General features: G+C 71.4%; 17 protein-coding genes and 3 pseudogenes. 14 read left to right on the forward strand and 6 right to left on the reverse strand.

All coding sequences use genetic code 11. The features are described from left to right. Positions 1-33 precede the first annotated feature (33 nt). Together ABEB09_RS01135 and ABEB09_RS01140 are read right to left on the reverse strand one after the other, a co-directional pair. On the reverse strand, positions 34-567 hold the full coding sequence (locus tag ABEB09_RS01135; RefSeq protein WP_345686140.1) for a GNAT family N-acetyltransferase: 534 nt from the start codon (positions 565-567) through the stop codon (positions 34-36). Positions 568-663: 96 nt separating this feature from the next. Next, a complete protein-coding gene (locus tag ABEB09_RS01140) occupies positions 664-1,035 on the reverse strand; it encodes a hypothetical protein (protein ID WP_345686142.1) in 372 nt (123 codons plus the stop codon). 555 nt (positions 1,036-1,590) lie between these two features. On the opposite strand from ABEB09_RS01140, the gene ABEB09_RS01145 reads away from it, so the two are divergent. The 9 genes and pseudogenes from ABEB09_RS01145 to ABEB09_RS01185 all read left to right on the forward strand — a co-directional run bounded on the left by ABEB09_RS01145 (position 1,591) and on the right by ABEB09_RS01185 (position 9,755). After that, positions 1,591-2,187, forward strand: a complete 597-nt coding sequence (locus ABEB09_RS01145; RefSeq protein ID WP_345686144.1) for a hypothetical protein — start codon at positions 1,591-1,593, stop codon at positions 2,185-2,187. A 78-nt stretch (positions 2,188-2,265) separates the two neighbouring features. After that, a complete protein-coding gene (locus tag ABEB09_RS01150) occupies positions 2,266-3,783 on the forward strand; it encodes an ABC1 kinase family protein (protein ID WP_345686146.1) in 1,518 nt (505 codons plus the stop codon). A gap of 34 nt (positions 3,784-3,817) precedes the next feature. After that, positions 3,818-4,888: a polyprenyl synthetase family protein gene (locus ABEB09_RS01155; RefSeq protein ID WP_345686148.1), complete on the forward strand. Its 1,071-nt coding sequence runs from the start codon at positions 3,818-3,820 to the stop codon at positions 4,886-4,888. A 78-nt stretch (positions 4,889-4,966) separates the two neighbouring features. Next, a complete protein-coding gene (locus ABEB09_RS01160; protein WP_345686150.1) occupies positions 4,967-6,055 on the forward strand; it encodes a terpene synthase family protein in 1,089 nt (362 codons plus the stop codon). Beyond that, the gene (locus tag ABEB09_RS01165) at positions 6,034-6,261 is read left to right on the forward strand and encodes a hypothetical protein (protein WP_345686152.1); all 228 of its coding nucleotides are present in this window, start codon (positions 6,034-6,036) and stop codon (positions 6,259-6,261) included. The genes ABEB09_RS01160 and ABEB09_RS01165 overlap by 22 nt, the downstream gene beginning before the upstream one ends. Positions 6,262-6,469: 208 nt before the next feature. Continuing rightward, on the forward strand, positions 6,470-6,670 hold the full coding sequence (locus tag ABEB09_RS34820) for a hypothetical protein (protein ID WP_380841076.1): 201 nt from the start codon (positions 6,470-6,472) through the stop codon (positions 6,668-6,670). A gap of 391 nt (positions 6,671-7,061) precedes the next feature. Further along, positions 7,062-7,318 (forward strand): annotated as a pseudogene (locus ABEB09_RS01175) (WhiB family transcriptional regulator). A 90-nt stretch (positions 7,319-7,408) separates the two neighbouring features. Then, the gene (locus ABEB09_RS01180) at positions 7,409-8,065 is read left to right on the forward strand and encodes an HAD-IA family hydrolase (RefSeq protein ID WP_345686154.1); all 657 of its coding nucleotides are present in this window, start codon (positions 7,409-7,411) and stop codon (positions 8,063-8,065) included. A 157-nt stretch (positions 8,066-8,222) separates the two neighbouring features. Then, positions 8,223-9,755, forward strand: coding sequence for a substrate-binding domain-containing protein (locus ABEB09_RS01185; protein WP_345686156.1), 1,533 nt, complete (start codon positions 8,223-8,225; stop codon positions 9,753-9,755). 7 nt (positions 9,756-9,762) lie between these two features. On the opposite strand, the gene ABEB09_RS01190 is transcribed toward ABEB09_RS01185, so the two are convergent. Next, positions 9,763-10,191 (reverse strand): hypothetical protein, encoded by a 429-nt coding sequence (locus ABEB09_RS01190; RefSeq protein ID WP_345686158.1) that lies wholly within the window; start codon positions 10,189-10,191, stop codon positions 9,763-9,765. A 123-nt stretch (positions 10,192-10,314) separates the two neighbouring features. Further along, a complete protein-coding gene (locus ABEB09_RS01195; protein WP_345686160.1) occupies positions 10,315-11,229 on the reverse strand; it encodes an MBL fold metallo-hydrolase in 915 nt (304 codons plus the stop codon). A 103-nt stretch (positions 11,230-11,332) separates the two neighbouring features. Here ABEB09_RS01195 and ABEB09_RS01200 point away from each other — a divergent pair, with 103 nt between their 5' ends. After that, positions 11,333-12,271 (forward strand): AraC family transcriptional regulator, encoded by a 939-nt coding sequence (locus tag ABEB09_RS01200; RefSeq protein WP_345686162.1) that lies wholly within the window; start codon positions 11,333-11,335, stop codon positions 12,269-12,271. Positions 12,272-12,448: 177 nt separating this feature from the next. Beyond that, a pseudogene (locus ABEB09_RS01205) lies at positions 12,449-13,263 on the forward strand (isocitrate lyase/PEP mutase family protein). 287 nt (positions 13,264-13,550) lie between these two features. Here ABEB09_RS01205 and ABEB09_RS01210 read toward each other — a convergent pair. Continuing rightward, positions 13,551-13,958, reverse strand: a complete 408-nt coding sequence (locus ABEB09_RS01210; protein WP_345686164.1) for a RidA family protein — start codon at positions 13,956-13,958, stop codon at positions 13,551-13,553. A 74-nt stretch (positions 13,959-14,032) separates the two neighbouring features. Between ABEB09_RS01210 and ABEB09_RS01215 the strand changes: the two genes are divergently transcribed. Next, a complete protein-coding gene (locus ABEB09_RS01215) occupies positions 14,033-14,683 on the forward strand; it encodes a TetR/AcrR family transcriptional regulator (RefSeq protein ID WP_345686166.1) in 651 nt (216 codons plus the stop codon). 76 nt (positions 14,684-14,759) lie between these two features. Then, complete coding sequence (locus tag ABEB09_RS01220; protein WP_345686168.1) at positions 14,760-15,188, forward strand: VOC family protein; 429 nt, start codon at positions 14,760-14,762, stop codon at positions 15,186-15,188. An 83-nt stretch (positions 15,189-15,271) separates the two neighbouring features. Here ABEB09_RS01220 and ABEB09_RS34825 read toward each other — a convergent pair. Then, positions 15,272-15,375, reverse strand: a pseudogene (locus ABEB09_RS34825) (IS982 family transposase); the annotation flags it as partial. Positions 15,376-15,440: 65 nt separating this feature from the next. Between ABEB09_RS34825 and ABEB09_RS01225 the strand changes: the two are divergent. Further along, positions 15,441-15,830: a hypothetical protein gene (locus ABEB09_RS01225; protein ID WP_345686169.1), complete on the forward strand. Its 390-nt coding sequence runs from the start codon at positions 15,441-15,443 to the stop codon at positions 15,828-15,830. The last annotated feature ends 18 nt before the right edge of the window (positions 15,831-15,848 follow it).

The raw sequence follows: 15,848 nt of genomic DNA on the forward strand, positions 1-15,848 counted from the left end.
GCTCAGGGAGCGCGGCTGTCCGCACGGGGCCCATCAGCCGCCGCCGCGCAGCGTCTTCTCCAGGAGTGTGAACGACTTGGGCTCGCCGTTCGGTTGCGGCTTGCCCGCCTTGTGGCCGGCGACCCGGTAGCCGGCGTTCCGGTAGTAGGCGTTGAGGCGCGCGTTGCCGGCCAGGCAGTCGAGGCGTACGAGCATCCGTCCCGCCTCGGCCACACGGCGCTCGGCGGCGCGCAGCAGCAACCGTCCCGTTCCCGGCCTCGCGCAGGTGCGGTCCACCATCAGCCGGTGGACGTAGCCGGCGACCGGCGGCTGCGGTCCCCAGGCGTCCTCGTCCTCCCACCACAGCTCCCACGCGCCCGCCACGCGACCGTCCGCCTCGGCGAGCCAGACCTCGCCGCCGGCCATGGCGCGGCGGAAGTGGTCCTCGTCCAGCTGACCGGGCTGCCACTGGCCGGTGATGCCGTTGGCGAGCATCCAGCGGGCGGCGTCGTCGCGCAGCCGGACGAGAGTGGCCAGGTCGGCATCGCCGGCCAGGCGGTAGTGCGGAGCGCTCGCGTTCACCTTCACGTCGCGATCCTGGCACGCCGGGTGCGAGGACGAGGTTGCGGGTGGTCGCCGGACACAGGCCCGGGCGGCCCTCCTCCACGAACGGAACGCGTCGGTTCAGTCGTTGTACCGCTTCAGGAAGAGGCACTTTCCGTACTCCTGGCCCAGCCACAGGCGCCGGTCCTCTCCGAAGTCGGCGAGGTCGGGGTTGTCGAAGGTCTGCGGGTGGTCGGTGTCGGGGTTGACGTCGACGACCACGCGTTCCAGGCACCACGCCGGGTCCGGGCCGATCGGCTCGAAGCGCAGGTAGACGGGGTACCGGTCGAGGTTGTCCGTGTAGAGCTGCGGCCTGCGCGGGTCGTTGTACGCGGCGTTCTCGACGTTGGCGTCCTCGCCGAGCACGAATGTCCAGTTGTCGCCGGTGCGGGTTCCGCTGGAGGTGCCGGCCGCGTCGAGGACGAACTCGCGGCCGGCGATACCGAGGTACACCCATCCCTGTGTCCCTGCATGCGATACGTCAGCGGTCCGGATGTGTGCCTCGATCCTGTTGATCTTAGCCATGAAGATTCCTCCGCTAGTCCGCCGTTATTTTCCGGCGGGGATTCCAGGGTCTCGTGATGAGTTATTGGCGCATGACGTGATCCCGAATCCGCCGAATAGCGCAACGCGCGATTGTGGCCGACTTCTTAGCGCTTCTGTCAGACACTTCTTCGTATGGGATCGTGTTTCTTCGCCGTTTGAGCGAATCACGCTCCTCAGGACAGCGGGCACCACGCGGGACCCCAGACGGTGCAACCCGTTCTTCATTCCATCATTTTCATTCCGGCTCCTGCACCCCGGCGTGCGCCCGTCTCACTCGGCCGCTACGGAGTGCGCTCACTCCAAGGAACGAAATAGAAAGGACCATTGTTTTGTCCGGCGCCCACCGGTGAGTCTCCAGATGAACGCGGAACCGTCTTCCGCGAAAAGCGCCTTTCAGAACCGGCCGCCCTGCGGGGCGAATTCACCGAAACGTCTTCTCAACCCGTCCGAGAGGTGTATCCCGTGTCCCGTCGCCATTCCCGTACGTCGTTCAGTCATGCGTTGCGCCGTATCGTGCGCGCCACCGAGGACCTCGTGGACGACGCCTTGGACAGGACCGGTGACTTCGAGCGCGGGGTCCGGCGCTCGGTCAGCCGGGCGCTGGACGACGACGATGACGATGACGACCACGACCACGACCACGACCATGACCACGATCACGACCACGACCACGACCACGACGACCACTGGCACGACGATTGCCACGACGACCACGGCCATCCGCACCGGCGCGGTCCCCGACGCCGGCGTCCCCGCCGAGGTGGCGGCGGCCCCTACCGGCGCGATCCGGACGAGGACGAGCCCTACGACGACGGCTTCGTCCGGGAGGCGCGGTCCCGCCGTGGCGGTGGCGATGTCCACGACGGCGAGGAACTGAGGGCCCTGAAGGAGCAGCTGGAACTGCTCCGGGGCCGTATGGAGAGGCGCTGGGGCGACGGCGACGGTCCCGGCGCCACCGGACGCGTACCCCGGTCCCGCGGGTCCGACGACGTCGGAGCGCTCAAGGACGAAATCGCCCGCCTGGCCGACCGGATCGACCGCATCCGTGAAGCACGCTGACCCACCGCCGCCGCCCTCGCGGGGCGGGCCGGGACGGACCGCCGGGAATCGAACGGGGGGTGGCCGGCCATGGAGCCGATGAGTCCTCGCCGGGGGCGCCTGCTGATGCGGACGCTCGGCCACCTCGCCCGCCGGGAGGCCGCCAGGGCACTCCTCCCCTCCGGGGGCGGTCCGGACGGCCAGGACGGTGCGGCGGTCCGCCGGGCCCGTGACCTCCGCCACGCGCTCGAAAGCCTCGGACCGTTCTACGTGAAGGTCGGGCAGATGCTCGCCACACGGCCCGACATCGTGACACCGGAGATGATCCGGGAGCTGGAGAAGCTGCAGGACGAGGCGTCCCCCGCACCGTTCCGCCACTTCGAGCCGGTGCTCCGGGAGGAGCTGGGGCCCGGGTGGGCGCAGCAGTTCCGCGACATCGACGTCGACCGCCCGCTGGGCACCGCGTCGCTCGCCCAGGTGTACCGGGCGGTACTGCCGTCCGGCCGACCGGTGGCGGTGAAGATCCAGCGTCCCGGTGTCCGCGAGACCGTCGCCGCCGACATGAAGCTCATGGGCAGCCTGTCGCGCTTCGCGGCCCGCAGGGCCCCGCGCTTCAACGAGGTCATCGACATCGAGGCCATGCTGAACGTCGTCTTCGACGCGATGCGCCCCGAACTCGACTTCGTCATGGAGGCCCGCAACATGACCGAGGCGGCCGCGGCCGCAGCGGACTTCGATCACATCGCCGTACCCGACGTCGTCAAGGCCACCGGGCGCGTCCTCGTGCAGAGCCTGGCGCCCGGGACACCGATCCGCGAAGCGGACAAGGACGCGTTCACCACGGAGGAGCGCGGTGCCATCGGCCAGGACCTCCTGGCGTTCATGTACCGCGGCTACTTCGTCGACCGGATCTTCCACGCCGACCCGCACCCGGGGAACATCTTCGTCAAACCGGGCCATCCCGCCACCATCATCGACTGGGGCATGGTCGGGCGCATCGACCGTCCCATGAGCACCAGCATCCTCCTGTTGCTGCTCAACCTCGCCATGAACGACGGCGCCGGGACCGCCCGCGCCTGGATCGACATGGGAAGCGCCACCTCGTGGGCGAACACCTCGGCGTTCGCGGGCGACATGGCGGCGCTGGTGCCCCAGGTCGCCACGGCGTCCCTGGAGGAGCTGAACTTCGGCGTCACCCTCACCGCCGTCCTCCAGCACTCCACCCGCCGCGGCATCCGCACCAGCCCCATGGTGTCCATCCTCGGCAAGTCCTTCGCCAACATCGAGGGGTCCATCCGGCACCTGTGCCCGGAACTCTCCCTCATCGACGTGTTCTCCGAGGAACTGGTCAGCATCGTCACGGACCTGGTGAAGGAGTCCCTCTCGCCGCACCAGGCCGTCCGTACCGCCCTGGAAGTGATCACGGCGGGAGCCGCCGCACCGCAGCAGCTGAGAGGAGTCACGAGGGACCTGTCCAACCGCGATCTGAGCATGCGCATGACGCTCAACGGCCACCGCTCCGGCGGCCGTTCCTCCGCCCTGCGGAAGGGCGCCACCGATGTGTCGCTGGCGCTGGCCACCGCCATGCTCTGGAACCACTACGCCAAGGACCGGTAGGCGGGGGGCCGGACCCGACCACCGAGGAGAGCCGATGAGTACAGACCTCGCCCAAGCCCTCGACCTGAGCGCCATCCGCCGGCGTATCGAAACGGTGCTGACCGACTTCCTGCACCGTCCCTCCTCCGTGCCCGCCCAGCGAGGACGCGGCTCGGACGAACTGTCGCAAGCGCTGGCCGACTTCGTGCTCGCCCCCGGCAAACGCATCCGGCCGGTGCTGTGCGTGCTCGGCTGGTACGCCGCCGGGGGCGCCGACGACGAGACGGTGTGGCGTACGGCGGCGAGCCTGGAGATCTTCCACGCCTTCGCCCTGATCCACGACGACATCATCGACGCCAGCGAGACGCGCCGCGGCCGTCCCAGCGCGCACCGCGCCTTCGCCACCCGGCACGCGGACCGGCCGGACGCCGACGCCTACGGCACCCATGCGGCGCTCCTCCTGGGCGACCTCGCGCTCGCCCGGTCCGATGCGCTCCTCCACGCCGCTGGCCTGAACACGCGTCAGCGTGACACGGTCCTGCCCCTGATCGACACCATGCGCACCGAGGTCCTGCTGGGGCAGCACATGGATCTCACGGCGACGGGCCGCCCTTCGGACGACGTCGAGCGTGCGCTGACGATCGCCCGGTACAAGACCGCCAAGTACACCGTCGAACGGCCCCTCCAGGTGGGGGCGACGCTCGCGGGCGCCGGGCCGGACCTCCTCGACGTGTGTTCCGCCTACGCACTGCCCCTCGGCGAGGCCTTCCAGTTGCGGGACGACCTCCTCGGAACCTTCGGCGACCCGGCGCAGACGGGCAAGCCCGTCCTCGAAGACCTCCGGTCGGGCAAGGCGACGGTGCTGGTGGCCGTGGCCATGCAACTCGCCGACGCCGAGCGGAGACGGACGCTCGTGTCCCTCGTCGGCCGGCCCGACCTCGATGAGGACGGCGCCGCGCTGGTCCGCCGGATCCTGCGGCACACCGGTGCGGAGGAGACCGTCGAAAGGATGATCACCACGCGGTACAACGCGGCGCTGTCCGCGCTCGACGCCGACGTCCTCGCCCCGCAGTCCGCCGACGCGCTGCGGAGCATCGCGGCCCGAGCCGTCGTCCGGGCTGCCTGACCTGCTCGACCGCCGGTACCACCAACCGGCACCGCCAATCCGCACCATCCGTTGGTGCCACGGCGAAAGGAGACCCCCATGGGCCGCACCGCGGCCGACACCGTCGCCGAGAGCCAGTCCTTCTACTGCCCCCTCCCCTCCGCCGTCCACCCACAGGCAGCCGAAGCCGAACGGCTGGCACTGGACTGGATCGACCGCAGCGGCTTCTGCCGGACACCGACCGAGCGCGCCTGGGTGGCGGCGACCCACAGCGCCGACTTCTACGCCCGCTTCGTCCCTGAGGCGGACCTCGACCGGCTGTGGATCACCGCTTGCTGGGTCTACTGGGGCTTCGCCTTCGACGACGCCCGCTGCGACGAGGGGCCCCTGGCAACCGACCCCGCCACCTTCGCGGACATGGCCGCGTCCGTACAGCGTGCCCTGGAGGTGCCCGGGCCGCTCGCCTGTGCCGACCCGTACGCCGCTGCCGTCCACGACCTCGGAGAACGGTTCCGGGCGTGTGCCGGCCCGGCCCAGAACCGGCGGTTCCACAACGCCCACCGGGCTTGGCTCACGGGCGTCCAGTGGCAGATCGGCAACCGGGCCGGAGGGCGCATGCCCGGCCTCGACGACTACCTGACCATGCGCCTGCACTCGGCGGGCGGCGAGCCGACCTACGCGATGCTCGAGATCGCCGACGGCCTGGACGTACCGGGCCACGAGATGGACTCCCCCGCGGTGTACGCCCTGACCGAGATGGCCATCCTGGTCGCGGCGCTGGACAACGACCGTTACTCCCAGGCCAAGGAGGCCAGCCGCCGCCAGACCGGGCAGAACATCGTCAGCGTCCTCATGGCCGAGCGGCGCTGCTCCCCCGCCGAAGCCCTGGACGAGGCGGTCGCCCTGCGCGACACCGTGCTCCAGCGCTTCCTCACCCTGCGGGACCGGGTCGTCCGGCGCGCCGACGCGCCGCTGCGCCAGTACCTGGCCGGACTGGGGCACGGCATTCGGGGCAACATCGAATGGGGCGTGCGCGTGCCGCGCTACGTCAGCCTCAACGACGCCACGACGCTGCCCGACGTCCCCGACACCCCGCCCGAGGTCCACTGGACCGACACCCCCCGCACGGGCACGCTCGCACTCGAACGCCTCCCGTCGATCGCGTGGTGGTGGCAGGACCTGGCCTGACCGCCGGCGCGGTGGCGACGGCCTGCAGCAGGGGCCATCCCGACCGGGCCGTCGACGTGGTCGAACTGGCCCGTACGGCCACGACTTCGGGGTGTCACCTGCGCCCGCACGACATCGTCGGCCTGGGGCGGGCCGAGGGGTCGGACCCGGGCCGGGAGCCGGTCGCCCCCGAACGGTGGTGGCCGCGCCTCTGCCCGCGATGCTGAGATGGCGAGATGCGGCGCGCGAAGTCGGTGCACGTGGACCGGGGCCGGTACGAGGACGCCGTGACCCCTTGGGAGCAGGAGACCTGGTGGACAGAAGCTCTCGGCTGGGTGAAGGGCGAGCTGGCCGCGCGGGGCCTGCGGGCGACCGGCGAGTGGCAGGTGCGGCTGCGGCCGTGGTCCGTCCTGGTACGGGTGCCCGTCGAGGGGCGTGACGCCGTCCGGTTCAAAGGCGAACCCGCCGGCCGGCGCCTTCGAAGGCGCGCTCACGGCGGCGCTGGCCCGCTGGATGCCGGGGCGCGTCCTGGAGCCGCTCGCCGTCGACGCCGGGCGCGCCTGGTCGTTGCTGCCCGACGGAGGCGCGCTCTTCAGCGACGTACTCGCCCGAGAGGTCGTCGAGCCCGGTGTGTGAAGGACTTCCTCCGCCAGTACGCCGACATGCAGCGCACCCTGATTCCGTACGCACAGGACATCGAGCAGCTCGCTCCGTGCGTCGGGGCTCGCGTCCGGCCAGGACGCCCCGGTCGTCACCCGCCGCCACCGCGACCGCCGCCCGGGCCGGCGCCGGGCACGCCTGATTCCTTGTCACCTCGCTCCCAGGAACACACCGCGCACGCTCACCGAGCGGGTCGCAACACCGGTCGGAGGTGCCCTACCGCACCAGCACTCGACGCGGGTCCTGTTTGCGGGATTCCGTCCCCGGTGCCGCCGGGGGCGTTTCAATGCGGTGGTGAGGGTCAGCCGCACACCGTGCGGCGACGCCGACGAGCGCCGTACGCGACGGACGAGTGAAGGAGGTTTCCGTGCAGGACTGGCGACAGGCGGCCGTGTGCCGTGACGAGGACCCGGAGCTGTTCTTCTTCCCGTAGGCACCGGGGGCCCGGCTCTGATGCAGGCGGAGGAGGCGAAGCGGGTCTGCGGCCGCTGCCCGGTCCGGGACCAGTGCCTGCGCTGGGCCCTGGACACCGGCCAGGACCACGGCGTCTGGGGCGGGACCGGCGAGGACGAACGGCGCACGATCCGCCGCCGGGCGGCCCGCGCCCGCAAGAAGACCGGCTGACCGGCTGTCCTTCCCCCTGCTGGGCCGCCTCTCCTTCCCTTACAGGGGCCCGCTCTCCTTCGCCGGTGCACCCGGTGGCAGGATCGGCGGGTGACCGGTGAATCCGTGCGGCCGGGCCGCCGCCCCGCGAAGTACGTCCTGTTCGATGTCGACGGCACGTTGATCGACGCCGTGGACAACCAGCGCCGCGTGTGGCGGACGTGGGCCGAGCGGTACGGGCTCGATCCGGACGAGGTCCACCGGGTGGCCCTGCGGACCCGGCCGATGGAGACGTTCGCGCAGGTGGCTCCGGGGCGTGATCCGCACGCGTGCCTGGCCGCCCTGCACGAACTGGAGGACGAGGACGTCCGCTCCGGTGTGTACGGGGCCTTCGACGGCGCGTCGGAGCTGCTGCACGCGCTGCCGCCCGGTTGCTGGGCTCTGGTGACGTCCAACTACGAGCACCGGGTGCGCGGCCGTTTCCTGCGTACGGGCCTGCCCGTGCCGGACGTGGTCGTGGACGCGGAGGCCGTCGAGGAGGGCAAGCCGTCCCCCGTGCCGTATCTGCGGGCCGCCGCGCTGCTCGGCGCCGGGCCGGAGGACTGTCTGGTCATCGAGGACGCCCCGTCGGGGGTGCGGTCCGGGCTGCGCGCGGGGATGACGGTGTGGGGCGTCAACGCCGCCGATCCGGTGGAGGGTGTGCACCGTCACTTCGCCGGCCTGCGGGAAGCCGTGCCGGACATCCTGGCCTTCGCGTCCGGGGGGTGAGTGCCGTGGGCGGGCCCCGGTGGCGTTCGCCGGCTCCGCCACGGGGAACTTGAACGTGTCATGAACTTCCCGGTGCCCGCCCCGCACCCCCTGCCCCACCGCCTACGGTGACCTCACATGTCCCGCCGGACACCTGTGCGAGCGAGGGGGAGCGCCCGTGGAGTGGTTCAGCGCAGAGAACGTCATCGCCGTCCTGACGGCCGTCCTCGGCGTCCTCGCCTCGGTCGGCGTGCTCTGGTACGAGCGCCGGGTGCCGCGGCGCAAACGCATCGGCTACCGCGTCCAGATGGACACGCCCATCGGCCGCAACGTCCGCAACGGCGGCCGCCCCGACGTCCCCTTCGGGCTCTTCGGCGAGGCTCCCAGCCCGCCCGACGCGACGCTCGTCCTCCTGCGCATCGAGAACGACGGCCCCCAGAGCGTCGGCGACGCCGACTACACCGGACGACCGCCGCACGGGCTGACCGTCGAATTCACCGGCCGCCGCATCCGGGCCGTCGCCGTCACCCAGCCCGGTGACGCCGATCACCTCATGGAGCACTTCACGCCGGAAGCCGGGATGCGGCACAGCGGCGGCACCCTCCACCTGCCGCGCGTCCCCCTCAACCCCGGCGAGCACTTCAAGCTGCTGTTCCTCCTCGCCGGCGGGCCCGCCGAAGGCCTCGTCCGTGTGACGGGCGGCCTGCGGGACGGCGAGGTGCGTCCCAACACGGCCGTCCCCGCGGACGGCAACCCGCCACGGTTCAGCCGGCCCGCCCGGCTGATCACCGTGCTGCTCACCCTCTGCGTGGTCGCCCTTGCCACGATCATCGTCGTCCGCGACGACACCCGGCCCCCGATGGGCTGCGCCACCGGCCGTCTCACGCTCGTCGGATCCACCGCCTTCGCGCCCGTCGCCGAGGAACTGGCCCGCAAGTACGAGGACGACTGCCCGGGTTCGACCATCACCGTCGACGCCCACGGCACCACGACCGGCATCCGCGCCCTGGCCGAGGCCGGCGCCCGGCACAAGACCGGATCCCCGGCGGTGATCGCCCTCTCCGACGGGCCGAAACCCGACACCGGCTACGACCAGCTGCGCGAGAACCGCGTCGCCGTGAGCGCCTTCGCCATGGTCGTCAACGACCGCGTACCGCTGCGCGGCCTGACCACCGACGACGTACGGCGCATCTACGCCGGCGAGATCCGCAACTGGTCCCGCCTCGGCGGACCCGACCTGCCTGTCGTCCTCGTCAGCCGCAACACCAACTCCGGTACGCGGGAGGTCTTCCAGCGTCGCGTCCTCGGCCGCTACGAACCCGCCCCCTCCTCCCCCGACTGCCGCCGGAAGGCAGACCCGGCCGCCCGCGTCCTGCGCTGCGAGGTCGACTCCACCCGGCAGGTCATGTCCACCGTCGCCGCGATCCCGGGCGCCCTCGGCTACAGCGAACTGCGGTCGGGCGCGGACGTACCCGGGCTCCACCGGCTCGCGCTCGACGGGCGCGCGCCCTCCATCGAGGACATCGCGCGAAGCGGCTACCGGTACCGGGAGATCGAATACGCCTACACCTACGGCCGCCCGCCCGCCGACTCCCTCGTCTCCAGTTTCCTCGTCTACCTGGTGCGGGGCAGCGGCCAGGACGTCGTCCGCACCCACGGCCACCTCCCCTGCGCCACACCGGAGGCCCTCCACATCTGCGCGGAGCCGTAACGGGTCGTCAGGGTCGCTCAGCGGCGGATTCGACGGTCACCGCGAGGGCATGGGCCCGGAGGTGGAGGGCCAGGAACTCCATCTCCACGAGCGTGCCGACAAGCCCCACCTCGCCAAGCCGATCAGCCCGTAGGCGCGCCTCGCGCAGCGACAGCTCGTGGGCCGTGCGCAGGGCCTTCAGCACCGGGACGAGGCTTGGCGCATCCCCCGAGAGACGAAGCCGCGCCGGCCCGTGCGCCTGCAGCAGGAGCTGCCTGATGTGCTCCGGAGTCGTCGGGCCGCTGTCCTGTTCGCACCACCCATCGGCACAACGCTCACACCGGCCTTCGCTGCTCCAGCGCAGCATGCCGCGTTCGATGAACTGACCGATGTCCTGCTGAACCGCACCGCCGCAGCGCCCGCACCGGCAGGTGACCCGTACGCCCTGTGTGATCACCCGATACCTCCGCTCGTCGCGCAGCCGTCACGGGTGATCCTCGCCGAGGCGCGCTCGGCGTTCCACCGGCTTTGCGCGGTGGCGGCGCGTGCCGCGAGGCCCCGCCGGGCCGGACGTTGGCTTCTACGTCGCCGTGTACGCCGCCCAGCGCCCGAGAGCGAAGCGGGTGCCCTCCCTGTGGACTTCCACCGCGCCGGCTCCGCCGAAGTGGGCGGGGACGACCAGTTCGCGTTCGTCCGCCGCTCGTTCGAGGATCCGGCGCCGGCTGGCCGCCGCCCGCCTCGGGTCGAGGCAGAAGCAGCTGTTGCAGGAGGGGCGCAGGATCTGCACCGGGCTGTGCAGCAGGTCGCCGACGAACACCGCCCGGTCGCCGCCCGACGCGAGCCTCAGGACGGAGGATCCGGGGGTGTGGCCCGGTGCGGACTCCAGGGTGAGGTGGTCGTCGATGCGGTGGACGCCGTGCCACAGCACGGCCTGCCCGGAGCGGTGGACCGGCGCGACGCTGTCCTCGTAGATGAGCCGGTCCTCCTCGCGCAGGCCGCCTCCGTACGCGTTGCCGGGGCCGAAGTGGGCGTCGTCGGCGGCCGGGACGAGGTACTGGGCGTGGGGGAAGGTCGGGGTCCACGTTCCCGCCGTACCGGTGGTGTTCCAGCCGACGTGGTCACCGTGGAGGTGGGTGTTGACGACGACGTCGACGTCCTCGGGCCGGATGCCGGCCCGTGCCAGACCGCCGAGGAAATCGCCCTGCCAGTGGTGGAACCGGGGCGTGTCGGGCCGCTCGCGTCCGTTGCCCACCCCGGTGTCGACCAGGACGGTCCGCCCGGCGCTGCGCAGCAGCCAGGTCTGCAGCGCGACCACGGCCGTGTCGCTGTCCGGGTCCCAGTGGTCCGGTGCCAGCCGGTCCTCGTTGTCCTGCCACACCTCGGGCCCGGACTCGGGGACGAGAGCGAGGGCCGGCGCGAAGGCCCCGCTCCACTCGACGATCCGGATGACCTCGACGTCCCCCAGCACGAACCTCTGCACGTTTTCGCTGATCATGTCCACGACCCTAGGGAGGCTCGATGAGCTTCTCCATACGCAAGGGGCTCACTCGGATACGCGTCCGTCTCACGCCGGGTACGATCATGGATAGGCTGGTCCGGTGGATGTGGTGAGCGACGCGATCGCGGCCGTACGCATCGGGCGGCCGTCCTCCGACCGCGTGCGGGTCGGCGGGAGCTGGTGCACACGGCTCGCCCCGTACGACGGCGCGGGCTTCCATGTCGTTCTGGAGGGCAGCTGTTGGCTGCTGCCGGACGGCGGCGCACCGGTGGCGCTCGGCGCGGGGGACGCCGTACTGCTGCCGCACGGCACCGGGCATGTGATCGCCGATGCCCCCGTGGACGCCGCGGCCGTGGAGCGCGCGGTGCTCTTCGAGCAGTGGCTCGACGGGCCGCGGCAGCGCCCCGGCCGGGCCGCCGGCAGCGGCGGCCGTGAGGTGGAGATGCTCTGCGGCAAGTACCGGCTGGACCGCAGCCGCGCCCACCCGCTCATGACGGAGTTGCCGACGGTCGTCCGCCTGCCCCGCCGCGGGGGCGGCCACCCCGAACTGGGAGCGGCGATCGAACTGCTGGGCCGCGAGCTGGACGCTCACCGGCCCGGGTCCTGCATCGCGCTGCCCAGCCTGCTCGACCTCCTCCTCGTCTACATGATCCGTTCGTGGATGGCCGAGGACACCACCGGGTCCTGGCCGGCCGCGCTGGGCGACCCGGTGACGACCGCCGCGCTGCGGGCGATCCACTCGGCGCCCGCCGCCGCGTGGACCAATGAGCGCCTGGCCGCGGAGGCGGGCGTCTCCCGGCCCACGCTGGCCCGCCGGTTCACGGCCCTGGTCGGGCGACCGCCGATGGCGTACCTCACCTGGTGGCGTCTCTCCCTCGCGGCCGCCCTGCTGCGCGACACCACGGACCCGCTGGCCACCGTCGCCCGCCGGATCGGCTACGGCAGTCCGTACGCCTTCTCCCACGCGTTCAAGAGGGAGTTCGGGGCGACGCCCGGGCAGTACCGCGCCGCGGCGGCCGGGCAGCGGCCGACGGGTTGAGGGCCACCGTCAGGGCGGCAGGGCAACCACCCTTTTGTGTTGGGCTCGTGTGGATGCGCGCGGGGATGGGGTCGGCGGGCGGGGCGGCTGTGCCAGCGACGGGTGGTCCGGGCCGTGGCCGCGGTCATGTCGGATTGCCGCCAGCCCACGGCCGCCGCGCCCTGTTTGACTGCTTGCATGATCACCACGCAGCCCGACAAGGCTCACCTCTTCCGCTCCCTGCACACCGCCGCCAAGCCCCTCCTCCTCGCCAACGCCTGGGACGTCGCGAGCGCCCGCGTCATCGAGGCCGCGGGCGCCCCCGCGATCGCCACCACGAGCGCGGGCGTCGCCTGGTCGCTGGGCTGCCCGGACGGCGACGTCCTCGCCCGCGAGCGGGCGGTGGACCTGATCGCGCGCATCGCCGCATCGGTGGCCGTGCCGGTCACCGCCGACATCGAGGGCGGGTACGGGCAGCACGCGGCGGAAGTCGCCGAGACCGTCGCCGCGGTGCTCGACGCGGGCGCCGTGGGCGTCAACATCGAGGACGGCACCCGGCCCCCGGCCGAACTCGCGGCGCGCCTCGCTGCGGCCCGGCGGGCCGCCGACCGGGCCGGCGCGGGCATGTTCCTCAACGCCCGCATCGACACGTACCTGTTCGGGCTCGGCGAGCCGGACACGCGGCTGAGGGACACCCTCGACAGGGCACGCGCGTACGTCGACGCCGGCGCGGACGGCATCTTCGTCCCCGGCGTCACCGACACCGCCACGATCGCCGCGCTGGCCGAGAACATCGCCGTACCGCTGAACGTCATGGCCGGCCCCGGCGCCCGGGCGTCGCCGACCTGGCGGCCCTCGGCGTGACCCGCGTGAGTCTCGGCGCCGGCATCGCCCAGTCCGCCTACGCCGCCGCCCGCCGCGCGGCCCAGGACCTCTTCGCAGGCGGGTACGACGCCCTGACCGACGCCATCCCGTTCCCGGAGCTCAACACCCTCCTGTCCCCGGCGCGCTGACGGACTCCCTGATACGCGGGGGCTCGTCGGCGGCCCGTACCCGTTGGCCCCGGGTGACGTCCGGCGGATCTGTCCCCATGCCGCCCCTTCCCGAACAGGGGGCTCTGCGCGCCCGAATCCCGCTCATCAAACGCCGAAGAGGCTCGACTTGGGCCCGTCCGGCGATTCAGAACGAGAGCCGTTCAGGCGCGATACCGGGAAGGGCCCCGGGGTGGAAACCCCGTATCGGATGGGACCCTGGGGCCCGCCCTGTGGCGGCACCGACATCGGGTTCACCACAGATGCGGCTATTCGATGACCGCGGTGGCTTCGACCTCGACCAGGAGGTCCGGTTCGCCCAGCGCCGCAACGCCCAGCAGCGTGATCGGTTTGACCGGGTCGATGCCCAGTTCGGCCGCCGCCCGGCCCACCCCTTCACCGAGCAGGGGCATCTTCTCGGGGCTCCAGTCGACGACATAGATGGTCAGCTTGGCCACGTCGTCGAAGGATCCGCCGATTTCGGCCAGTGCCGTGCCGATGTTGAGGTAGCACTGCTCGACCTGAGCGGCGAGGTCTCCTTCGCCGACCGGTCGACCGTCGGCATCCCGGGCGACCTGCCCCGCAAGGAACACCAGCTTCGAACCGGTGGCGATCGACAGCTGACGGTAGACCTCGGGTTTCGGCAGCCCATCGGGATTGATCAGCGTCACGGTCACGGCCCCTCCTCGGCGTCACAGGCGACAGAATCAGCGTTCCGCGAAAGCATAACGATGCTATGTATTGTGCTGCCATGGCGAGGACGAAAGATCCGGCTGTCCGCTCCCAACTGCTGGACCGGGCCGCGCGCATGCTCCGGAACCGGCAGCCGGTCACCCTGCGAACACTGGTCGCCGGAACCGGCGTATCGACGATGGCCGTCTACACCTACTTCGGCGGCATGGACGGCCTGTGGAAGGCACTGCGGCAGGAAGGCTTCACCCGCCTGGCTGCCAAACTGGCGGCCGTCGCGATGACCACGGACCCCGTGCGAGACCTCGCCGCCCTGGGCGCCGCCTACCTGTCCAACGCCCTGGAGAGCCCCGACCTGTACCGCGTCATGTTCGACGCGGGCTTCGAACTCGAAGACTCCCACACCGCGGACGACACTCTGCACTGCCTCGTCCGTGCCGTCGAGCGGGCCAAGGCGGCCAACCGCTTCCGTGACGACGTCGACCCCCTGGAACTGGCGACACAGAGCTGGACGATCGGCCACGGACTTGCCTCACTTGTCGCCACAGGCCCCTTGCCGCACCATGCGCTCGCCCACGCCGTGCCCATGCTGACCGCACTCTTCATCAGCGCGGGCGACGATCCCGCAGGATGCCGCCGCTCCGTCGAGCGCGGTTGGGGCGAGACACCTCCGACCAGCACCACTTCTCATGACCGAACGGACAGGCCCTAGCAGGCGCCGTCCTCCGCACAACGTGGGAACCCCTACCGGGAGATGAGCCACAGAGCCCCCCTGCTATGGTGCGCCGATGTCATCGATCAAGCAGGTCCAAGTCACCTTCGACTGTGCGGAACCTGAGCGTCTCGCTCGCTTCTGGTGCGAGGTGTTGGGGTACGTCGTACCGCCGCCACCGGCGGGGTTTGCCACCTGGGACGATTTCCACCGCTCCCAGGCTCCCGAGGATCAGGGCTCATGGTTCGCCTGCAGTGATCCCTCAGGCGTGGGCCCGCGCCTGTACTTTCAGCGCGTCCCCGAAGGCAAGGTCGTCAAGAACCGGGTGCATCTTGACGTGCGGGTCGGTACCGGACTCGTGGGCGAGGAGCGCCTGGCCGCGCTCGAGGCCGAATGTGCCCGCCTGGTCCCGCTCGGCGCGGTACGCGTGCGACTCCTGTACGACGGCCATGATTCGTGCATCGTGATGCAGGACATCGAGGGCAACGAGTTCTGTATCGACTGACGAGCGAGCATCCTCCGAGCCGGAGAGGCGGGGAGCTGCCTCCCTGGCGTGAACGCCGCCCGACCAGGCGCACGCGCTGGTGACACCGAGGTGGTGGCGGCCAGGATCCGGTTTCGCTTCGCATCAGACCGGCGGCCTTGCGCAGCCGCTTCTTGCAGCCGGGCCACTGGGGCAGACAGGGGAAGACGATCTCGGAGGCCCTCGTTCTCGTCTCCGCAGGCACCCCTTGGACCACACCACCAGGAGGAACCAGTGTCATACCCGCAACCGCTCACCCCCGAGGAGAGACTCGCCGACGCGAAGAAGCAGCTGAGCCTCCCGCGTATCGTCGTGATCTGCGGCTCCACCCGTTTCATGACCGAGATGGCCGAGGCCGATCTGCGGGAGACCAAAGCCGGAAAGATTGTCGTCAAGCCGGGTTGCGACATGAAGTCGCCGCACGAACTCTGGTCCGATCCTGTCGAGGCCGAGGCGCTGAAGGCTCGACTCGACGATCTGCACCGAGCGAAGATCCGGCTCGCCGATGAGGTGCTCGTAGTCGGCGACTACACCGGAGACAGCACCCGAGCCGAAATCGCCTACGCCCGGTCACTGGGCAAACCCGTGCGGTTCACGCACCCCGAAGTCGACCCCGACGCCTGACCGCCCACCCCCACACGC

It is taken from the genome of Streptomyces coeruleoprunus (genome assembly GCF_039542925.1).
In the GTDB taxonomy this organism is placed as follows: domain Bacteria; phylum Actinomycetota; class Actinomycetes; order Streptomycetales; family Streptomycetaceae; genus Streptomyces; species Streptomyces coeruleoprunus.